Origin of the sequence: Alteromonas sp. D210916BOD_24 (genome assembly GCF_047159385.1) — a bacterium.
In the GTDB taxonomy this organism is placed as follows: Bacteria; Pseudomonadota; Gammaproteobacteria; order Enterobacterales; family Alteromonadaceae; genus Alteromonas.
On record NZ_AP038333.1, the window covers coordinates 526,229 to 544,848 of the forward strand.

Annotated in this window: 15 protein-coding genes and 1 other RNA gene; 4 read left to right on the forward strand and 12 right to left on the reverse strand. The window is 45.9% G+C overall.

Going from position 1 to position 18,620, the window contains the following annotated elements:
- Positions 1–23: 23 nt before the first annotated feature.
- From ACMCM8_RS02360 to ACMCM8_RS02410, 11 genes are all read right to left on the reverse strand, one after another.
- Entirely contained in the window at positions 24–917 is an 894-nt protein-coding gene (locus tag ACMCM8_RS02360; RefSeq protein ID WP_412725073.1) for a DUF692 domain-containing protein, read from the reverse strand.
- Positions 918–1,042: 125 nt separating this feature from the next.
- Positions 1,043–1,333 (reverse strand): BufA1 family periplasmic bufferin-type metallophore, encoded by a 291-nt coding sequence (locus tag ACMCM8_RS02365; RefSeq protein WP_412725075.1) that lies wholly within the window; start codon positions 1,331–1,333, stop codon positions 1,043–1,045.
- Positions 1,334–1,354: 21 nt separating this feature from the next.
- Positions 1,355–1,672, reverse strand: coding sequence for a thioredoxin family protein (locus tag ACMCM8_RS02370; protein WP_412725077.1), 318 nt, complete (start codon positions 1,670–1,672; stop codon positions 1,355–1,357).
- A gap of 6 nt (positions 1,673–1,678) precedes the next feature.
- Positions 1,679–2,155, reverse strand: coding sequence for a YHS domain-containing (seleno)protein (locus ACMCM8_RS02375; protein WP_412725079.1), 477 nt, complete (start codon positions 2,153–2,155; stop codon positions 1,679–1,681).
- 827 nt (positions 2,156–2,982) lie between these two features.
- The gene (locus ACMCM8_RS02380; protein WP_412725081.1) at positions 2,983–3,903 is read right to left on the reverse strand and encodes an alpha-E domain-containing protein; all 921 of its coding nucleotides are present in this window, start codon (positions 3,901–3,903) and stop codon (positions 2,983–2,985) included.
- Positions 3,904–3,915: 12 nt separating this feature from the next.
- Positions 3,916–5,391, reverse strand: coding sequence for a circularly permuted type 2 ATP-grasp protein (locus ACMCM8_RS02385; RefSeq protein ID WP_412725083.1), 1,476 nt, complete (start codon positions 5,389–5,391; stop codon positions 3,916–3,918).
- 13 nt (positions 5,392–5,404) lie between these two features.
- Entirely contained in the window at positions 5,405–6,280 is an 876-nt protein-coding gene (locus ACMCM8_RS02390) for a transglutaminase family protein (protein ID WP_412725085.1), read from the reverse strand.
- Positions 6,277–8,844 (reverse strand): circularly permuted type 2 ATP-grasp protein, encoded by a 2,568-nt coding sequence (locus ACMCM8_RS02395; RefSeq protein ID WP_412725087.1) that lies wholly within the window; start codon positions 8,842–8,844, stop codon positions 6,277–6,279. Before ACMCM8_RS02395 ends, ACMCM8_RS02390 begins: the two co-directional genes overlap by 4 nt.
- Before the next feature lie 20 nt (positions 8,845–8,864).
- On the reverse strand, positions 8,865–12,164 hold the full coding sequence (locus ACMCM8_RS02400) for a DUF2126 domain-containing protein (protein ID WP_412725089.1): 3,300 nt from the start codon (positions 12,162–12,164) through the stop codon (positions 8,865–8,867).
- A 238-nt stretch (positions 12,165–12,402) separates the two neighbouring features.
- Positions 12,403–12,633: a hypothetical protein gene (locus ACMCM8_RS02405; RefSeq protein ID WP_412725091.1), complete on the reverse strand. Its 231-nt coding sequence runs from the start codon at positions 12,631–12,633 to the stop codon at positions 12,403–12,405.
- Between the two features lie 33 nt (positions 12,634–12,666).
- Positions 12,667–12,939 (reverse strand): bacteriocin, encoded by a 273-nt coding sequence (locus ACMCM8_RS02410; RefSeq protein ID WP_412725093.1) that lies wholly within the window; start codon positions 12,937–12,939, stop codon positions 12,667–12,669.
- 240 nt (positions 12,940–13,179) lie between these two features.
- Here ACMCM8_RS02410 and ACMCM8_RS02415 point away from each other — a divergent pair, with 240 nt between their 5' ends.
- From ACMCM8_RS02415 to ACMCM8_RS02430, 4 genes are all read left to right on the forward strand, one after another.
- Positions 13,180–13,536 carry a hypothetical protein gene (locus ACMCM8_RS02415; protein WP_412725095.1) on the forward strand — a complete coding sequence of 119 codons (357 nt, stop codon included), beginning with the start codon at positions 13,180–13,182 and terminating at the stop codon, positions 13,534–13,536.
- Positions 13,537–13,601: 65 nt separating this feature from the next.
- Positions 13,602–16,157, forward strand: a complete 2,556-nt coding sequence (gene secD / locus ACMCM8_RS02420; protein ID WP_412725097.1) for a protein translocase subunit SecD — start codon at positions 13,602–13,604, stop codon at positions 16,155–16,157.
- Positions 16,158–16,323: 166 nt separating this feature from the next.
- Positions 16,324–16,676: RNase P RNA component class A (gene rnpB / locus ACMCM8_RS02425), an RNA gene on the forward strand.
- 187 nt (positions 16,677–16,863) lie between these two features.
- On the forward strand, positions 16,864–17,832 hold the full coding sequence (locus tag ACMCM8_RS02430) for a DMT family transporter (protein WP_412725099.1): 969 nt from the start codon (positions 16,864–16,866) through the stop codon (positions 17,830–17,832).
- 19 nt (positions 17,833–17,851) lie between these two features.
- Here the strand turns inward: ACMCM8_RS02430 and ACMCM8_RS02435 are convergent, their stop codons facing one another.
- A complete protein-coding gene (locus ACMCM8_RS02435; protein ID WP_412725101.1) occupies positions 17,852–18,589 on the reverse strand; it encodes a substrate-binding periplasmic protein in 738 nt (245 codons plus the stop codon).
- Positions 18,590–18,620 lie beyond the last annotated feature (31 nt).

Consider the following 18,620-nt stretch of genomic DNA (forward strand, 5'->3'; position numbering starts at 1 on the left):
ATTTTCAGTCGCTCTTGGTGATTTTAAGGTGCGTGTGAAACCGGATGCATAGCGCGGGCTCGACTGGCTTCTAAGTTTAGCCGCTGCCAACTTGGCAGTTCATTGTCCCATTCTATTAGTGTTGAGGCGTGTGGGAACAACCTAGCCGTATAGTGATATAGCTGCCACCCTTCGTCACTCACTGGCTGACTATGATCATCTACGATAAGCTGGCCCACCTTGGGTTTCTGACTACCTGCTAGATGAATTTCTTCAACAGCGTGTGCTGGAAGTTGGGATAGCCAATAATGGCTTGCAGCTACACTACTTTCTTTGTTCGTAGGAAAGTTCTGTAAGTTTATAATAAGGTTATTAATATCTATGAGCAGACCACATTGGGTCCTCGCAGCCAGTTCTGATAAAAAGTCACATTCCTTGAGAGGGTCGCTGTGATGATTCAGGTAACTGACAATATTCTCGACTAAGAGTTTTCTTCCAAGGCGTTGCTGAACGCGATCAACATTTTGTACCAGTATGGCCAAATGGGCTTTGTCAAAACGCAAAGGCAGTAAATCTCCACTATGCACAGGTTGCTTGTTCACAGTACCCCAGCTAAAACTGGCATGATCTGATACGTGCAGTGGGTTAATACGCTCCACTAACTCGCAAAAAGCAGATAAATAGGATTCGGGTATGCCGGATGCAGAGCCCAGACCCATTGCTGTACCATGCACACTGATTGGATAGACTTCGCTTACAGCAGATAAGTAATCAACCAGTTTCCCCCCCAGCGCAAAGAAGTTTTCAGCGTGAATTTCAACAAAGTCGGTGGAATCTATCTTGAGGTTTAGCGCATCAGCATAATGTGGGTGACGCAGTCCAACACCAAACATGGGTAGATTATTTGCTGTTTTATGCGTTTCACTGTGCTCTGTCATAGATAGTCTCCACCGCCTTTAAACTCCAAAATAGCCAAATTTTCTTACCTGTAGTCAGCCACGTTAAAAAGGCCCCAGTGTTTGCAGGGCTATTCGGCCACGACTTTAGGTTAGCTAAACACGTCTTAGTGTTTATTGGCTTTCTCTTGCTGATATTTGCGCTTTGCCTCAGCTTTTAACATCCCTCCTAATGATTCACAGGTACCTTTGGCTACCAGCTTCCATTCTCCCGGGTCGTTATCAACAGTAGATTGACCTGCACAAGAGTGGGTGCCAGCCAGATTACCGCAGTCATTTTGCCCCGCTGCTGAAATGCCATAACATTTCTCTTTGGATGCTGCGTGTACAGGTGCAATTACCGATGTTGTAAGTGCAACCGCCAGCGCAGCGGCGGCAAGCTTCTGTTTGTGGTCCATATTGAGTTCCTTATTAATAAGTCAGGTTAGATAACTATTGAGCCAGTCACTGAGGTCGTGATAGGACTGTAAGCCAATGCGCTCGTCTATGCGGGTGTCCCCTTGCATTAGTACTAATGCGGGTATGGCTCGCAACCCAAACTGCTTCATCATTTCAAACTGCGCGTCAGCATCAATCTTGACTACGCGCACCTTGGAGCTAAAGGTTTCAGTAAGCGTGGCCATTGTCGGGGCTAACTGCTTACAAGGAGCACACCATTGAGCGCTGAAGTAGAGCAGTACAATCTCACACTGCTCGCTGCTATCTCTATGGTCTTCCCTTGATAAAACGCCATTCATCAGTTCTCAATCCTCAGCATTTGCTTCTGCTACAGATAGGGTTTCAATGCCGTCCCATACGCGATAAGCGGTTTTAAGGTTACCTGGAATATCTTCCATCCACTTCTGTTGGACTTGTTTGTTTAGGTTGAGATAAAGCTTGTCACCTTTTATGTGAAAGGCCATAGGATCGACATCGAGCTTTTTGTTCAGGGCCACGCCCATCGCGCAGTAGCCACCAAACTGAGGGGCATACTTAGCCGTGTTAGATTTAAATAAGTCGCGATTTTTAGCGCTCGAAAAGCGGTAGATGGCACCTTCATGAGTAGCGGTATATTGTGAAGAACCTTCAACAGCCTTATTGTTTACGAAGTATGCCACAGGGTCATAACCGTGAATGGCAACGTCGTTTTGTTCGACATTCACCGCAGAGGCAAAAGTTAGGCTGCTAAAAATAAGTGCACTTGCTGCACCCAGTAGTTGTATAGATTTACGTAGTTTCATCGTTACTATCCTTAAATTTCCAGTTAGATTAAAAGAGAAGAGGTGAGCTCAATCTCTGGAATTATTAAAGCAAGAAAAAAATATAGGAATGAAACTGTTCATCTTTAAATCAAGACAATTTGTATAAAGGGTAAATTGACACCTTGATGTAGAACCACTATACCTGCGGTAACACGCCGCGATTACGAACATTTTAACTCTCGCTGAGTGGGTAATGATCTATGCGGACTGGTATTAGCTGTGTGAGCGAAGCTCGATAACATCAGCAGGGCAAGGGGTTATCCCACAGTTAACTGCATTTTCAAGTCAATGATAAGTTGTGTAATTGCACTTGGCTCTCGCTTTGTTAACTTTGCTGTATCTGTAATAGATAAGCCTTGGTATATACACAAGTAAAGTATAATGAACTCAGCGTTAGTCAATAGTAACGTTTGCCTTTTCATTCGCACAGAATAGCGATCAAGAGTGAAATTTTTGGTGCAGTAATATCGGCACATAACAAAGAAAAGGGCGCGAAAGATTTGCTTAAAAAAGTGGCTTTTACTAGAAAGGGGGATAAGCCTTAGCATCAAACTGTCGGGTGTGATGATTCGGATTAAGTTGCCGGCATTTTCAATATCTCTTAATTTCACCTGTTTCTTCCACCAATAATTAGGTGGGGATAGGGTAAACAATGAGGGCGTTTTTATAGTACAAATCATACGGCGAATGAAACCAATCGTCGCTGTTGTTAAGCAAAATTCTCCATCGCACGGCGAATGGCACGGAATAAGAGGCAGCGCCAGAGTTCTAGCGCTGCGTTCACGACTCTCTTTATCGATGAGACTTTAATGTAGAAAATATTGTTCTGCTAACTGCTGATGAATATCGGCAAAGTCAATTTGTAGCTCGTCAATGTAATTGTGTAATGCGCGACCTCGCAAGGTCGCCACAGGCTGCTTTTCTAAATCAGTAATGCTGTGATCAATGCGTTCAATCATCGCCTCATTGTCAGGCAAATTCAAAAACAAACTCTTAAGTTTATTTAGGCAAAAGAGCACGCTACGTGGAAACTCTTTGCTGTGAAGCATAAACAGTAACACATCCCCCGGACGTACACGCACTCCCATCTTTTGGCGGTACATCTGATAGCCGCTTAACGATCGCAGTACACTCATCCACAATATATTTTCAAAGGGGAGATCACTCATATCTTCGGTGAGGGTGGCTGAACGAACATCGATAATTCTCGATGTCATATCAGCGCGTTCGAGCGCCGCGCCAAATCGCCAGAAAAAATAGCCTTCATCGTGACTCATGCTGGCATCCATGGTGCCAAATGTGAGTAGTGATTGGTTGATCACCTGTTTTAAGCTAGTAAAGCGCCCACGCTTGCTTAAAAAGCTGTTTCCGTTTTCTTTAACTGACAGGTGTAACCCATTAATTGTCTCCCACACCTCTCGGGGAATGACTTCGCGGATAGTACGGGCATTGTCTCTGGCATATTGTAGTGAATTAACTATAGATGATGGGTTGCGGCTATCAATAGTGAGGAACTTCACCACATTTTTTTCGCTATAGTCGGTGTAAATGGCTTCGAACGCTTCTCTATTTCCAGTGATGTCTAATAAAGGCTCCCAGCCTGGAGAGAAACCTTTGGGTAAATCCATTAATAGTAAGTTATTGACATTGATTAGTCGGGCTAGGTTCTCGGCTCGTTCAATATACCTAGCTGTCCAATAAAGAGTCTCTGCAACGCGTGATAACATGTCAATCTCTCCCTAATCCACAATCCAAGTGTCTTTACTACCGCCACCCTGCGACGAATTTACCACCAATGAACCTTTTACCAAGGCAACCCTTGTCAGTCCTCCTGTGGTCACATAGGTATTAGTTCCTGAAGACAGGATAAAGGGGCGGAGATCCACGTGACGACCTTCTATTTTATCTCCGTCGATGGTGGGCACTGTGGACAGATTTAACGTGGGCTGTGCAATCCAGTTGCGGGGATCTGCTTTTATTTGTGCCAGTGTTTCCTGTTGCTGTTTCTTGGTCGATTTAGGCCCTATTAAAAGCCCGTAGCCACCTGACTCATTTGCAGGCTTGATTACCAGTTTATCAATATTGGCTTCTACGTATTTCATATCCTCTGGTTCGTAACAACGATAGGTTTCGACATTGGGAAGCTTAATTTCTTCACCGAGGTAGTAACGGATCATATCGGGTACGTACGTGTAGACCACTTTGTCATCTGCTACGCCCGCACCTGGCGCGTTGACCAAGGTGACGTTGCCTTTACTCCACGCGCGCATTAAACCAGGTACACCTAGCATGGAGTCTGGATTAAATGCCTCTGGATCTAAAAACATATCGTCAATGCGACGATATATCACATCGACCCGGCGAAGTCCTTTGATCGTTTTCATATAAACGCAGTCGTCTTTTTCGACGGTGAGATCTCTTCCTTCTACCAGTTCACAACCCATTTCCTGCGCCAGATAACAATGCTCAAAATAGGCGGAATTGTAGATACCCGGTGTAAGCACCACGACTTCCGGTTTATCCTGAGGGCGAGGTGATAAACTGGATAACATATCGAACAGTTGAGAGGGATAGTCATTGACAGGTAAGATATCCATTTTCTCAAACATATCAGGGAATACCCGTTTTAAAACCGACCGATTTTCAAGCATATATGAGACACCGGATGGTACGCGCAAATTGTCTTCTAACACGTAAATTGTGCCTTCACTGTCTCTGACCAGATCTGAACCGCAAATGTGTGCCCAAATGCCTTTAGGTGGAGATATGCCTATACATTGTTTGCGAAAGTTAACTGATTTACTCAACAGCGCTTTGGGGAAGATTCCATCTTTGATGATTTTCTGGTCGTGATAAAGGTCGTCGATAAACATATTGAGCGCCTTTACTCGTTGTTTTAGACCTTCTTCAACCCGTTGCCATTCTTTATTGGCAATGATGCGTGGGATAATATCGATAGGCCAAGCGCGATCAATTGAGCTGCCCTCGCCGTAAACGGTAAAGGTGATCCCCATTTCTTTAACAACCAGTTCTGCAGCTTCTTGTGCGTGCTTGAGTTCTTCATGGGATAATTGAGACAAATAATCCACCAATGCAGCGCCGTGGGGCCGCGTATTCCCTTTTTTGTCAATCAACTCATCGTAAAAATCAGAAAAATTACAGTGTTCAAGACTCACAATTTTTGATGACGTTTGGTGTTGTTTTTGGTTACTCAAACTTCACTCCTTTCTATCCTCTATTCATATCCACTGAAACGTCTAGAACCTGATTTCCCCCACCAAACATAATGCCTTTAAGCGGGGTGATATCTGCAAAATCGCGTCCGACAGCTAACGTAACGTGCTGGTCGTAGGGTTTCAAATTGTTAGTTGGGTCGTAATCTATCCAGCCGGAACCCGGCACAAAAAGCGATACCCACGCATGGGTAGCATCCGCTCCGGTCAGTTTTTCTTGTCCAGGAGGGGGAATGGTTTCGATATAGCCGCTCACATAACGCGCAGCTAATCCAATACTTCTTAAACAGGTTAACGTTAGGTGTGCATAGTCCTGACAGACTCCTCGCTTGTGTTCAAACACATGACTAACAGGGGTATTGATCGTTGAAAATGCCGGATCAAAAGTAAAGTCGTTAAATATGCGCTCCATCAGCTCATCGCAGGCCTCTACAATAGGGCGGTTCGGGGTAAACGAGCTTAAGGTATAGTCAAGTATCGCTTGATTCGCTTGGGTTAAACGAGTTGGAATACTGAAAAATTGTGCGTTTAACATCAGTGAGTCGACAGGATAACGAATTTGCTCTTTCACGCTTTCCCAGTTGGTATGATGAGCGAACAGTCCTTGCATTGGTATGCCTTGTATTTCCACTTCGCTGGTGGCGATAACTTGCATTTCTTCATGAAGCGTTGGAATTTCAAATACAGTAACCGTGTTGTCAAAATAATCTTTGAACTCAGTCTGATAGTCAGGCTCAGGAATAATGGTCACACTGGCACTTAGGTTACGTTGGTGAGCGGTATTCAGAGGTGTTAAGCGCGCGTGGTTTTGCGTCAAACTCACTTTGTCGGAGTATTTGTACGTCGTTACGTGACGGATCACATATTTCATGATTGTCCCTCACTGTCGCTTGCGGCTTTTGTACTACTAGTTACGCTTTCAGCAAGTGGTTTTTCGACGATAACTGGGGCACTGGTGCCAAGTCCTGACCAGTGAAGGTGGGACGCGGGTTTAGTGTGACTGAAATATTGGGTTTGCATCATCTCGCTGAATTTTTGCAGTTGCGCAGTCACACTTTTCAGTAACGCAACCAGTCCAGACGGTGATTGTGCTGTATTAACACTTAGCGTTTGCCTGTCGGCCAATGCAAAGCTTGCCTTTAGCTGCAGCAGAATCTTTTCGGTGGTACTGAGAAAGCCGGGCTTAGCATTCACGGGTAAACTTTCACATAACCCTGTAATTTTCTGTATCTGATGTGCTAGTGAGCGAGGGTATTCAGCGTCTAAAAGTAATAGTTCCAGACCGGTTTCAATACTTTGAAATGCGCGATATCGGCGTCTATGGGTGATCGCACTGACCTGAGCAAGAAGGACTATTTCTAAAATGTTTTGCTGCTCTGCCTCGGGAAGTGGTAGTTGAAGTAGGTTTTGAACCATAGCAACCAGTTGCTTGCTTCGTTCAAGGCGTCGACCAATTTCTATCATGAATGCCCCATTACTCTTTGACAGGCTGTCCTGAATGGAGCCGTTAAACGCCATAATCAGGCCAATCAATTTGTCGAGTATACTTTGCAGTCTGTGGGTGGGGGTCTGTTCATTGAGCATGGCAAACCCGTGGTATTCTTCTTCGAGACTCTCGATGATCCTCAAACTGTCGTAGGAGAGTAACTCCCTTACCTGAAGCGCACTTTGTACCACCATATTAATGCTACTACTAAGCCCACCTGAGAAATTGCTGTCTTTCATCAAGGTCACGACCAGTTCCTTATGGCCTCCTGACCCGTCGTTGTCTTTAACAGGAGCCACATTACTTTGGTAAGGGTAAATTAAAGCCTGGTTTTCTAATCCGGCTTTTACTTTCAAAAGGGCATTTTTATGCGCTGCGTCAGGATATATGGCCAATTCGGTAAATTTGTCTATGAACACCCGTACCAGGCGAATAACATTCTCACTTCGCTCTACAGCACAGCCCAGCCAAAACAGGTTTTCAGCCGTTCTGCTGGGCAACAAACCTTCGACCAACGCCAAGTCAGCGTCAGACTGAAGTGATTTAGGAATAGTTGGAGGACGTTCATGCGATGGCCCGATGGTTTCTACCCAGGTGTCTTTTATTTCGGTTATCCCATTTACGCGAGCCGCGCTGGGGGTAAAACACATAGCCGATGGTAAAATATAAACTTGTTGCTGAGAATAAAGTGCATAACAGCGCAAAATAATTGGCTTGCTTTTAAGACCAGACTCGTGCCAAAAGGGAGCGTGGGAAAGCGTGATTTTTTTTCGCCAATACCAGTCTGCCGTATCCTGTCGTTGATAGATTGCTTTGATTTTTGCGATATCTTTTGCGCCGTCAGCTTTAAATTCTGGATCGACAACACTTAATAATTCGTGTTGTGGCCAATCAGCTTCAGCAATTGCATCAAGTGTGTATATTTCCTGTTGACGCAAATATAACGGCTCGTTGTTAAAAAATTCACAGGCTTTGTGCAAATTGTTTTTAATCGCGGGTATTTGAATGACGCCATTGCCAATGGGATTAAGTAATACAACGTTCTTTGTACGTACAGCGTGCAGTAAGCCCGGTATACCAAATGTGGAATAATCTACTTGCTCCAGCGAATCTAGAAACCTGTCTTCAATCCAGCGTAATATTACGTCAACTTTGCGCAAGCCATCTAACGCTTTCAACCAGACCTGGCCTTTTCTTACCGTCAGGTCGGCGCTGCGTACCAGTGTATAGCCCATATAGGTCGCCAGATATGCTTGTTCTGAATAATATTGATCATCGGCACCGCGACACAAGATAACAATTCTCGGGTCATTGATCGTAGCCACTTCCTCACTAATGGCTTGCTGAAGTTGCTCGAAAAAGCCAGCTATTCGTTGTACACCACATTCGGCGAATTCTTCACTCATGACTCTTCTGGCGACAATTCTGTTTTCCAGAAGTAAGCCCAGTCCCCTGGGAAATTGGCAGTGATCATTCAATATGAAGTACTCGCCGTTAGTGTCTTGAGCTATATCAAATGCGCACAAAAATAAACCTCTGTTAAGCGATTCAATAGTGTGGCTTTCAGGTAGGTAATAAGGGTGTCTCATTAAGCGTTCGGTTGAAAATACACCGTTGGTCAGTGTATGTTTGTCACCGTTTAAATCGAGTAATACCTTATTAAGAAGATGTACACGTTGCACTATACCGCGACTAATTGTTCCCCAGTCCTTACTGGAAATCAACATGGGAAGTGGATCGAGTTGCCAATTTTGGTGTTCATCCATATCGGCAAAACCACTGTTGCGCATCAATCGGCGTATTTCGCTTGCCCTAAACGTGACCTCCTCACTGGTTAGTCCCGCCAAACGTGAGAATAACGTATTTAGTAAACTCTTATTCTCAGAGGGAGTTGTGCTTGACGTGATATAGCTGTTTAGCCATTCCGGCATGGGGTATTCTTCATTCATAAATTAGAGCAACACCTAAACTATAGTGTAGGGGGGCGACGCAAATCCAGCGTATTTGGATATTCTTCATTCTCTGTTTCCTCTGGAGGCAATACAAAGTCACTATTTCCTTGGTGGTCAGTTACGTGTTGGGTCGCTAAATGTGGCGCCCATTCGGGGAGCGTATTCGCGGTAATAGATGGCGTATGGCCATGATCCCAGAATCTGGCTATCCGTCTTCCTTCTGCTTCAAATGCATTGACTGGAATGGTCGAGAAACTGCGTCCCCCTGGGTGGCTAACATGGTAGGTGAAACCGCCGATGGAACGTCCCGCCCAACTGTCGTATACATCAAACACCAACGGAGCATGTACGCCAATAGTAGGGTGCAACGCGGAGGACGGTTGCCACGCTCTAAAGCGTATGCCAGCTATATATTCTCCACGGATGGGGGTGCTTTTCAAAGGTAGCCGACGACCGTTACACGATACAATATAGCGGTTGGTGTGCATGTTAGATACAGTTAATTGCAGGCGCTCTAATGAACTGTCTACATAGCGCGCCGTACCACTTCCCGTGGCTTCTTCACCTAAGACGTGCCAGGGCTCGATGGCGTTAAATAAATCCAGCTTGATCTGGCCGACTTCGCGGCTGCCGCAGTGGGGGAAGCGAAACTCGAAGAAGGGGTCAAACCAATCGAGCTTAATAGGAAAGTTGGCAGCGTTGAGATCGTGACAAACCTGTGCAATGTCTTGCTTCACGTAGTGGGGGAGCATAAATCGGTCGTGAAGCTCGGTGCCCCAACGCACCAATTTCTTTTTGTACGGCTGTTTCCAAAACCACATTAATAGCGTTCTCAGTAACAGCATTTGCATCAAGCTCATTCGGGCATGGGGAGGCATTTCGAAACCGCGAAACTCAACAATTCCCAAGCGGCCAGTCGCTGAATCGGGGTTGTATAGTTTGTCTATGCAAAATTCTGCGCGATGGGTGTTACCCGTTAAATCGGTAAGTAGGTGACGCAATAACCGGTCAACTAACCATGGTGAGGCGACTTCCCCGTCAGGAATTTGTGAAAACGCAATTTCCAGTTCGTAAAGTGTTTCGTCACGGGCTTCATCCACTCGGGGTGCCTGACTTGTAGGCCCTATAAATAGACTTGAAAACAAATACGAAAGCCCGGGATGATGCTGCCAGTAAGTAATGAAACTACGCAAAATATCCGGGCGCTTTAAAAACGGGCTTAGCAAAGGCGTCGGACCACCCATAGTGACGTGATTGCCGCCTCCTGTGCCTGCGTGACGCCCGTCGAGCATAAATTTTTCGGTGCCGAGCCGGCATTCTCTGGCCATGTTATAAAGTAAATGAGTTTGCTCAACTAACCCTTGCCAGTGCGTTGCTGGGTGGATGTTGACCTCGATGACACCCGGGTCAGGGGTGACGGCAAATTTTTCTATTCGGGTATCAAAAGGAGGAGTATACCCTTCCAACACAACCGGAATGTCGAGTGATTCTGCGACTGCTTCAATGGCATTTAAAAGCTGTGCGTAATGTTCGAAATGACTTAAAGGAGGCATAAAAACGAAAAGCTTGCCGTCGCGTTCTTCAATGCACAAAGCAGTAAGCACAACTTGATCGCCTACATAGCCTCGCTGTGCTTTCGGTGTGGTAAACGCGCCTTCCATATCGACTGGATCCCTATCAAACAGGGTCTCAGGTTGTCCAAGGCTACTTAACGGTAGTCGATATCCCAAAGGAGAGTCACCTGGCAGCAGAAAACAATGTTGCCGTTTAAACGACCAGATACTGCTTTGCCAGCCATCGTAGAGTGTGTCGAAAGCAAGTGGGATTATGTAGCCAACGGGTTTATCCAGTCCCCGCTCTAGCTTGGCCAAAAAGCCTTTGCGGGTCATGGCGTGAAGTAACTCTGGGGCCTTGAGTGAAAGTGTCTCAGGTAAGCTACCTTCTTGCCAGAGATGATAAAGTACATCTTCATAGGCAGTCACTACAACGTTTTTGCCCAAACCAAGCTGGTGTGCAAGCTGGTTGGTGAAATGCTTACTGTCTTGCAGGGTGAAGGAAGTCGAGGTATTAATATCGGCAAGAAGTGATGGATTGGACCACAGCTTTTGGCCGTCTTTGCGCCAGTAACAGGCATATTGCCATCGCGGTAATGACTCACCTGGATACCACTTACCTTGTCCGTAGTGACGAAAGCCGCCCCGGCTAAAAGCACTTTCCATGCGCATAAACAAGCGATGAGCTAATGCGCGTTTTTCAATTCCATCAGCGGCAGTGTTCCATTGTTCACTTTCCATATCGTCAATGGAAATGAAGGTGGGTTCGCCTCCCATGGTTAATGTAATACCAGCTTCGTGCAGCTGGCGATCCACTTCTTCACCCAGAGTATTGATGGCTGACCATTGGGATTCACTGTACGGTTTGGTTACTCTGGGTGGTTCGTGAAGTCGTTTAACCTTGTTATAAAAGCTGAAGGTAGATTCACATTTATCGATAGCACCGGTTACTGGAGCGGCCGACATAGGCTCAGGCGTACACGCCAAAGGAATGTGCCCTTCTCCTGCAAACAGTCCTGATGTGGGGTCCAGACCTATCCAGCCAGCACCCGGTACATAGACTTCGCACCACGCATGTAAGTCGGTAAAGTCTTTTTCTGGGCCACTTGGTCCGTCGAGTGACTTTTCATCAGGCGCCAGTTGAACTAAATAGCCAGAGACAAATCGAGACGCCAGCCCCAGATGTCTAAAAAGCTGCACTAATAACCAAGCAGAGTCGCGACAGGAACCGCCTTTTTTGGTCAGTGTCTCGTCAATGCTTTGGATCCCTGGCTCCATCCTGACACCGTATTCAATAAGGTCATAGACGGCACGATTCACAGAGACAAGAAAGTCTACAGTGGCTGTGGCTTTCTCAGGACGTTGACTGCGGATCAAGGTCTTAAATGCCTCAGAGGCGTTTTCTTTTTCTAAATAGGGTGTTAAATCGCGAGCTAATCGTTCTTCATACTCAAAAGGAAAGGTTTCAGCGTAAGATTCTAAAAAGAAATCAAAAGGGTTTATTACCGTGAGCTCAGCCACGAGGTCGACGGTAAACCAAAACTTTTTTGTTTTTTCGGGGAAAACAACGCGTGCAAGGTAATTGCCGAAAGGGTCTTGCTGCCAATTGATAAAATGATTTTCAGGGTAGACTTTTAACGAGTAGCTTTTTATTGGCGTACGACTGTGTGGAGCAGGGCGCAATCGAAATGTGTGCGGTGCCATAGTGATATTTTTATCGTAATGGTACTCAGTATGGTGTGTAATCCCTACGGTGATGGTCATGCTACGGTTTCCTTACCGGTTCACGCCGGTAGCTATTTGTTCAGCATAAAAAATCACCTTATATCCATATTATTAAACTTACAAGAAGAAGCGTTGGGCTTATCTCAAAAACCGATTTCCTTCCAATACTCACTGATGCGTCACAGCACTTAAAGAATTGGTTAACGCCAACCCGACAATGAGTTGAATGACCCCTTTACCGCATTTCTTCTGACGTTACCTTTCTTCTTTTCGCTGTTTAATGGGACAATTGCTTTTTGCAGACCTTGTCAATTGTGGCACGGTTTTTATAGCACCAGTAAGCGATTAACCCATTGCAGGCCAAAGTAGAGCAGGCACCAATGACGATATATGCCCAAAACAGACTATCATCAGTGTGTTGGTGATATTTCCAAGTAAAAAACAGCACGACCACCAAGGTGGAAGGGATAGTGGCTATAGTGAAAAACCGCCATTGGGTTCTGCTCATTGGTATTCTCCTTACATTGGAATTTGGCGGGTACTATTGGTTCATGCCTTCAACCGCTTTTTGCATCATTTCAGCAAGCCATTCGTCAATCGAAGAGTTTTCTGCAATGTAATTGCCAATACTGTAGCCAATGAGGAAACTTGATGCCGCGGCGAGTCCAAGGGCAGAACCTGCGGCTGCGCCGGCAGCAGTGCCCGTTGCCATTAATCCACCTAGTGCGCCTCCAGCAGTGCCTGCAGTTAAGGTCTCAGTGGCGTTATTCCCTCCACTTACGTTTTGTAATTCCGTTAAGCTTAAAGTTTTCATAAATATCCTTATTTCAGTTTTAAATGTGTAGAAGCTTTCTACCTCTATTAAGTTAGGCGTCTTTTGTACGCTTAGCTACTGTACTCTTGGCGGGAATTCACCTGATTTTGCGGCCATAATGAAACATGAGTTGGTCCATTAAATCACTCACTGGCCTTGAAATATCCTTGGTTTTCCCTTATCTATATCGGGATTATTGCTAGAGTGAGCCTTCACCGTAGGGCTTAAAAGGAATTCCCATTGAAATCTAGTCAGATGACGGCAAAGATAACGACCTACACGCCTTTGATGTTGGTGTGGGCGTTGTTGTGTCTGGTAGTGACAGCTAGCTTTCAATATGAGCGGGTTTCGGCTCAGGCCGAGCTAACGAAGCAATCTCCACTTGCGCAGTTTAATCATGTTGGTAGCCATTATTCGTTGCGATTTAACGGCGCTCAACTGGATGATGACGGTGATGATTTGGCGGGATTGGTATCCGAAGGTGTTTTTCCCGCAACCACTCAGTATCCAGCGCCTTCGTTATCTGTAACACAAGTTGTTCAGCGTGCCCGCGCTTTTCTACATTTACCAAGAGCCCCGCCTAACTTACTGAAATAAAAGCAACTGGCGATGCTTTGTATCAATAGCGCGCCTTACATTATTTTATATTCAGGAAGATTTACATGGCACGAATTTCATTTCGTGGCGTTGTGTATGTGCTAATTGTCCTTTTGGGCCTGTTAAGTGCACTACCCAATATTTTGCCACAACCTATTAAACAACAACTACCTCACTGGTATTCGGCGAATACCTTATCGTTAGGGCTGGACTTGCAAGGAGGCTCACATCTCTTGTTGGCAGCGGATACCCAGGCTCTGTTTAAAAAACAACTCGATAGTTTTTCAAATGATGTATTGAGTGAATTACGCGAACAGGATGTTCGCTATAGCAAATCTACTTCTACACAGGATGCGCAGCCCAGTCAGCACCTAGCCTTGCATTTGCGACAAGCAGAAGATGCCCAAGCCGTCAGAGAGGCTGTCTTCAAGGTATCTGCTCAACCCAATGGCACCAATGCGCTGGACGTTGACATACAGCAAAATGCTGTTGTATTAACGCTGAATAATCTGTATCGCGAAAAATTACTTAAAGATACATTGAGTAGAAGCGTTGAGGTAGTAAGAAAACGTCTTAACGAGACGGGTCTCACTGAACCAAGTGTAACCCTACAAGGTAAGGAGGCTATTTTAGTCCAAATGCCTGGAGTATCGGATCCCACTCAAGTTAAACGATTGCTAGGCACCACAGCGCAAATGACATTTCATTGGCAGGCCAATAGTCGTTCTGGTCAGGTTATGACCAAGCAAGATGGACAGGGCAATAGTTACCGCCTTGAACAACAAGTAGCACTAGAAGGTGAACATATCACTGATGCCGCAGGTGTGCTCAGTAGTGAAACGGGACAGCCTGTGGTCACCTTCCGATTGGACAGCACTGGCGCTAAGCGGTTTGCTGCAATGACCCGGGACAATGTCGGTAGAGTACTGGCAATAGTGTTGGACAACGAGGTCATCACTGCACCTGTTATCAACAGTGCTATCCCAGGTGGTCGAGGAGAAATTACCGGAAGATTTACCTTGCCAGAGGCAAGTAATACAGCGCTTATGTTACGAACCGGTGCATTACCAGTACCCTTGTCAATTATTGAAGAGAGAACCGTTGGCCCAGACTTAGGCAGTGATGCAATTAAAACAGGCCTTGAGAGTGGTGTGGCAGGGGCCTTATTTGTGCTGGCGTTTATGATAGCCATTTATGGCCTGTGGGGCGCTATTGCGAGTTTTGCTTTGTGTATAAATATGGGGTTGGTGTTCGGGGCACTGAGCTTGTTCGGAGCAACGCTAACCTTACCGGGTATAGCAGGATTGATCCTAACGATGGGGATGGCGGTGGATGCCAATATTCTCATTAACGAACGCATACGCGAAGAAAGTAAAAAGGGGCGGCCGGCAGCAAGTGCTATTGAAGTGGGTTTTAGCAAAGCGTTTGCCACCATTGTCGACTCAAATTTCACGACGCTTATAGCAGTCAGTTTACTGTTTATGTTTGGCAGTGGGCCTATAAAGGGATTTGCCATTACTATCGCGCTTGGATTAGTTTCCTCGGTTTTTACAGCAGTCGCGCTCACCAAAATACTGATGTTAAAAGTGGTCAGTATTAAACAAAAATCGGTGCGCGATCGCACAACGCTGAGTTTTTCCTCTCCACTTTTAAGGTTAAGCGACAAGCTTGATGGCATTAACTTTTTAGCCAAGCGCAAGATAGCCCTAACTGTTTCAGTGATACTGACATTGCTGTCTATTGCTTTATTTGCCAAGCCTGGCTTGCAATATGGTGTGGACTTTACAGGGGGAACCATGATTGAGTTAACTGCACCAAAGCTTTCCACTGATGAGTTGCGCGACGTTATTCAAAGCAATGGCTTTGAGCAGGTGGCCATACAGGAATATGGCAGTGAGCATCATTATTTACTACGTGCCCCAGTGCTCGATAATAGCGCAAGCCAGACGAGTGATAACAGCAATGCCAAACAGACAGAACGTCTGAAACAGGCGATTACACTAGCAGATAGTGAAGTTACGTTCGACAAGGTCGATATGGTGGGACCCAAAGTAAGCGGAGGCTTTGCGGAATTGTCTATTTTGGCATTGCTCATCGCCGGTGGCGGTATGTTAGTGTATCTATGGGCGCGTTTTGAAGCACATTTTGCCACCGCAGCATTGCTTACCGTTGTGCTGGATTTAACTAAAACCGTTGGCTTTTTTGCCCTGACCGGTGTCGAATTTAACTTAACTGCTGTGGCAGCACTATTAGCGCTGATTGGTTACTCCATTAACGACAAAGTGGTGGTATTAGATCGTATTCGCGAACTATTGCGATTAGACTCAAAAAAGCCATTAGCTGACACCATAAACGACGCGGTAAACAGTACGTTAAGTCGCACCGTATTCACCTCTCTTACTACCCTTCTTGCACTATTACCCATGGCCGTATTTGGTGGAGATGCGGTAGAAAGTTTTGCGCTTCCTATGGTTTTTGCTGTGGTGATTGGCACCTCATCAACTTTGTTTATTACCTCAGCTTTACTGTACGTTTTGGGTAGAAAGCGTGAACGTGAGGGCAAGGCACAGCTCAAACCTACGGCAGAGGAGATTAAAGCATCTCTTGCACACATACCTTAATGTAAGTTGAGAGGGTAAAGCGGTGTCATTAACGCTGAGCTAATATGTGACACCGCACTTTTTATAAACGTTAAAAATACCCTGAATAAACTTACTTTAAGGCATAGGTAGGGACGAAGGCTGAATAGGCGTGCTATTACCAGGTACTTCATGTAGAATGCGCCGCGGAGTTGGCCAGGCAATCGCCGCTTTCGCAAGAAAGGGGAGGAAAGTCCGGGCTCCAAAGGGCAGGGTGCCAGATAACGTCTGGGCGGCGTGAGCCGACGACAAGTGCAGCAGAGAGAAGACCGCCTAAGCATGTTTGACATGCCGGTAAGGGTGAAAGGGTGCGGTAAGAGCGCACCGCACCTCTGGTAACAGAGTGTGGCAAGGTAAACTCCACCCGGAGCAAGACCAAATAGGATCCCTCAACGTGTGGCCCGCATGGGGATCGGGTAGGTTGCTTGAATCAGCGAGTGATTGCTGATCTAGAGGAATGATTGCCCACGACAGAACCCGGCTTATCGGCCAACTCCAACCTTTTCCAAATCAAGCCATCTAGTGCCAAACTTGGCATTTTATGCGCATTTCCCTTTTTAAATACTAGTTTGTTACCTTCGCACTTTCGTCTAATCGGCAAAGAAAAGCGCCTGTGCACCTAAATACAATCGCGTAAAACCAAGTAAGATTTTTCTTGTGACAATGCGACAGTGCACGAGAGGAATCAATGGGAAAAACTAGTATCAGTAAAGGTGTATTGGCCATAGTAACGGCAAGTTTCCTGTGGGGCACCACGGGCACTGCTGCGCAATATGCACCGAACATAAGCCCTCTGGCCATAGGAGCGTTTGCAATGGGCGTATGTGGTTTACTGCTTTGCTGTTTTGCCTTTAATCAGTTAAAAAACGATGTGGCGAAACTGCGGTTGCATCCACTTATCTTGTTAGTCGGTAGTTTATGCGTCGCCATTTACCCATTGGCTTTTTACTCTTCAATGCGCATGTCGGGAGTGGCCATAGGCACAATTGTGTCCATTGCCAGCGCCCCACTTTTTGCGGCAGCTCTTGAGTTCGTTTTTGAGAACAAGAGGGTCTCTTTCAAGTGGACAGCCAGTTTTGTATTTGGGGTGCTAGGTGTAACTTTGTTGATGCTGGGCAAATCGTCGTCAATACGGAGCGACAATATCAATGTGGCCCATTACATCGGTGTGTTATTGGGGTTAGTCGCGGGTCTTACTTATGCTGGTTACACATTCTCAGCAAAGCGGCTTATCCAGTCAGGTGTTCATTCAACCTCGTCTATGGCGGGGCTGTTTGGCTGCGCAGCACTACTGTTATTGCCTTCGTTGTATTTCACCGGAGCGCACCTTTTTGCCACACCACTCAATACAACCGTGGCACTTTATATGGCCTTGGTTCCCATGTTTGGCGGGTATGTCCTGTTTGGCTATGGCTTAAGAACAGTTGAGGCCAGTCGTGCTACCTTGATTACTTTACTCGAGCCCTTGGTGGCGACCCTATTGGCAATTTATTTGGTTGGAGAAACATTTCGAGCAGTAGGTTGGCTGGGGATGGGGCTAGTCTGCTTGTGTATGATGATACAGTCGCTGCCGCAGAGGTGGCCTCAACGAGGCTTTTTTGCATCAAAGGCAGGGGGAGTTTTATTCTGGAAATCAGTCAAATCCAGGACTAGATGATGTCCAGTTTACCCGATGACTATAAGGAAAAATCCGCGTACTTATCAAGAATGGCTTGAATTTGCCCTGTTTCTTTTAAATAGGTAATGGCCGCATTGATTCGCGGGAGCTTATCTAGGTGCCGGTTATGAATGCGAAGTGCTAAATCTCCCTGGGTATGAATTGGACCAAGAGCAATGGGGATATTGTGTTTAGCGGCCCAGTAGCGCGATGCCGCTTCCTCCATAATAATGACCTCAATTAGCTTGTTACCCAGTCCCATGATCAACGCGCTTTCTGAGTCAAAATCAAACCGTTCGAAGTGGTTATCATCATAATAAACATAGCCAGACACCGTACCAATAGGTTGGGTATAGATGGTTTTTACGTCACGGTACTTGTGCTGGTCTTCAGGGCGCGTAATAAAGTATTCAGTAACGGTTAATATGGCGGTGGAGAAGGTGAAGTTGCCTTGTGCGCCACCATCTGGCAACCAACTGGGACTGAAAAAATCAAAATCGAGCTTGCCAGTATTAAATGCAATCATGGCTCGCTTTGTTGACAGCATTACTTTCTCAGTTTTTAGCCCTGCGCGTTCCATGATAAGGGGGAGAATTTCTACTAAGATACCAGCGCGATTTTCATCTACCGCATTTTCATAGGGTACAGAGCTGCCTGATGTACCGAGATTGTACATAAGTATCTCTTCACTACTGGCTGCTGTGAGAGAAAAAAACGCAAGTAAAATACTTGCAAGGTAGTGTTGAACTTTGATCACAGTGTTAGCTTCACCTCACTAACAAAATGCA

What these genes read in the sequence shown, in the direction of transcription:
- ACMCM8_RS02360 (WP_412725073.1), bottom strand. Translation starts at nt 917, where the DNA reads ATGACAGAGCACAGTGAAACGCATAAAACAGCAAATAATCTACCCATG.
- ACMCM8_RS02365 (WP_412725075.1), bottom strand. Translation starts at nt 1,333, where the DNA reads ATGGACCACAAACAGAAGCTTGCCGCCGCTGCGCTGGCGGTTGCACTT.
- ACMCM8_RS02370 (WP_412725077.1), bottom strand. Translation starts at nt 1,672, where the DNA reads ATGAATGGCGTTTTATCAAGGGAAGACCATAGAGATAGCAGCGAGCAG.
- ACMCM8_RS02375 (WP_412725079.1), bottom strand. Translation starts at nt 2,155, where the DNA reads ATGAAACTACGTAAATCTATACAACTACTGGGTGCAGCAAGTGCACTT.
- ACMCM8_RS02380 (WP_412725081.1), bottom strand. Translation starts at nt 3,903, where the DNA reads ATGTTATCACGCGTTGCAGAGACTCTTTATTGGACAGCTAGGTATATT.
- ACMCM8_RS02390 (WP_412725085.1), bottom strand. Translation starts at nt 6,280, where the DNA reads ATGAAATATGTGATCCGTCACGTAACGACGTACAAATACTCCGACAAA.
- ACMCM8_RS02395 (WP_412725087.1), bottom strand. Translation starts at nt 8,844, where the DNA reads ATGAATGAAGAATACCCCATGCCGGAATGGCTAAACAGCTATATCACG.
- ACMCM8_RS02400 (WP_412725089.1), bottom strand. Translation starts at nt 12,164, where the DNA reads ATGACCATCACCGTAGGGATTACACACCATACTGAGTACCATTACGAT.
- ACMCM8_RS02405 (WP_412725091.1), bottom strand. Translation starts at nt 12,633, where the DNA reads ATGAGCAGAACCCAATGGCGGTTTTTCACTATAGCCACTATCCCTTCC.
- ACMCM8_RS02410 (WP_412725093.1), bottom strand. Translation starts at nt 12,939, where the DNA reads ATGAAAACTTTAAGCTTAACGGAATTACAAAACGTAAGTGGAGGGAAT.
- secD (WP_412725097.1), top strand. Translation starts at nt 13,602, where the DNA reads ATGGCACGAATTTCATTTCGTGGCGTTGTGTATGTGCTAATTGTCCTT.
- ACMCM8_RS02430 (WP_412725099.1), top strand. Translation starts at nt 16,864, where the DNA reads ATGGGAAAAACTAGTATCAGTAAAGGTGTATTGGCCATAGTAACGGCA.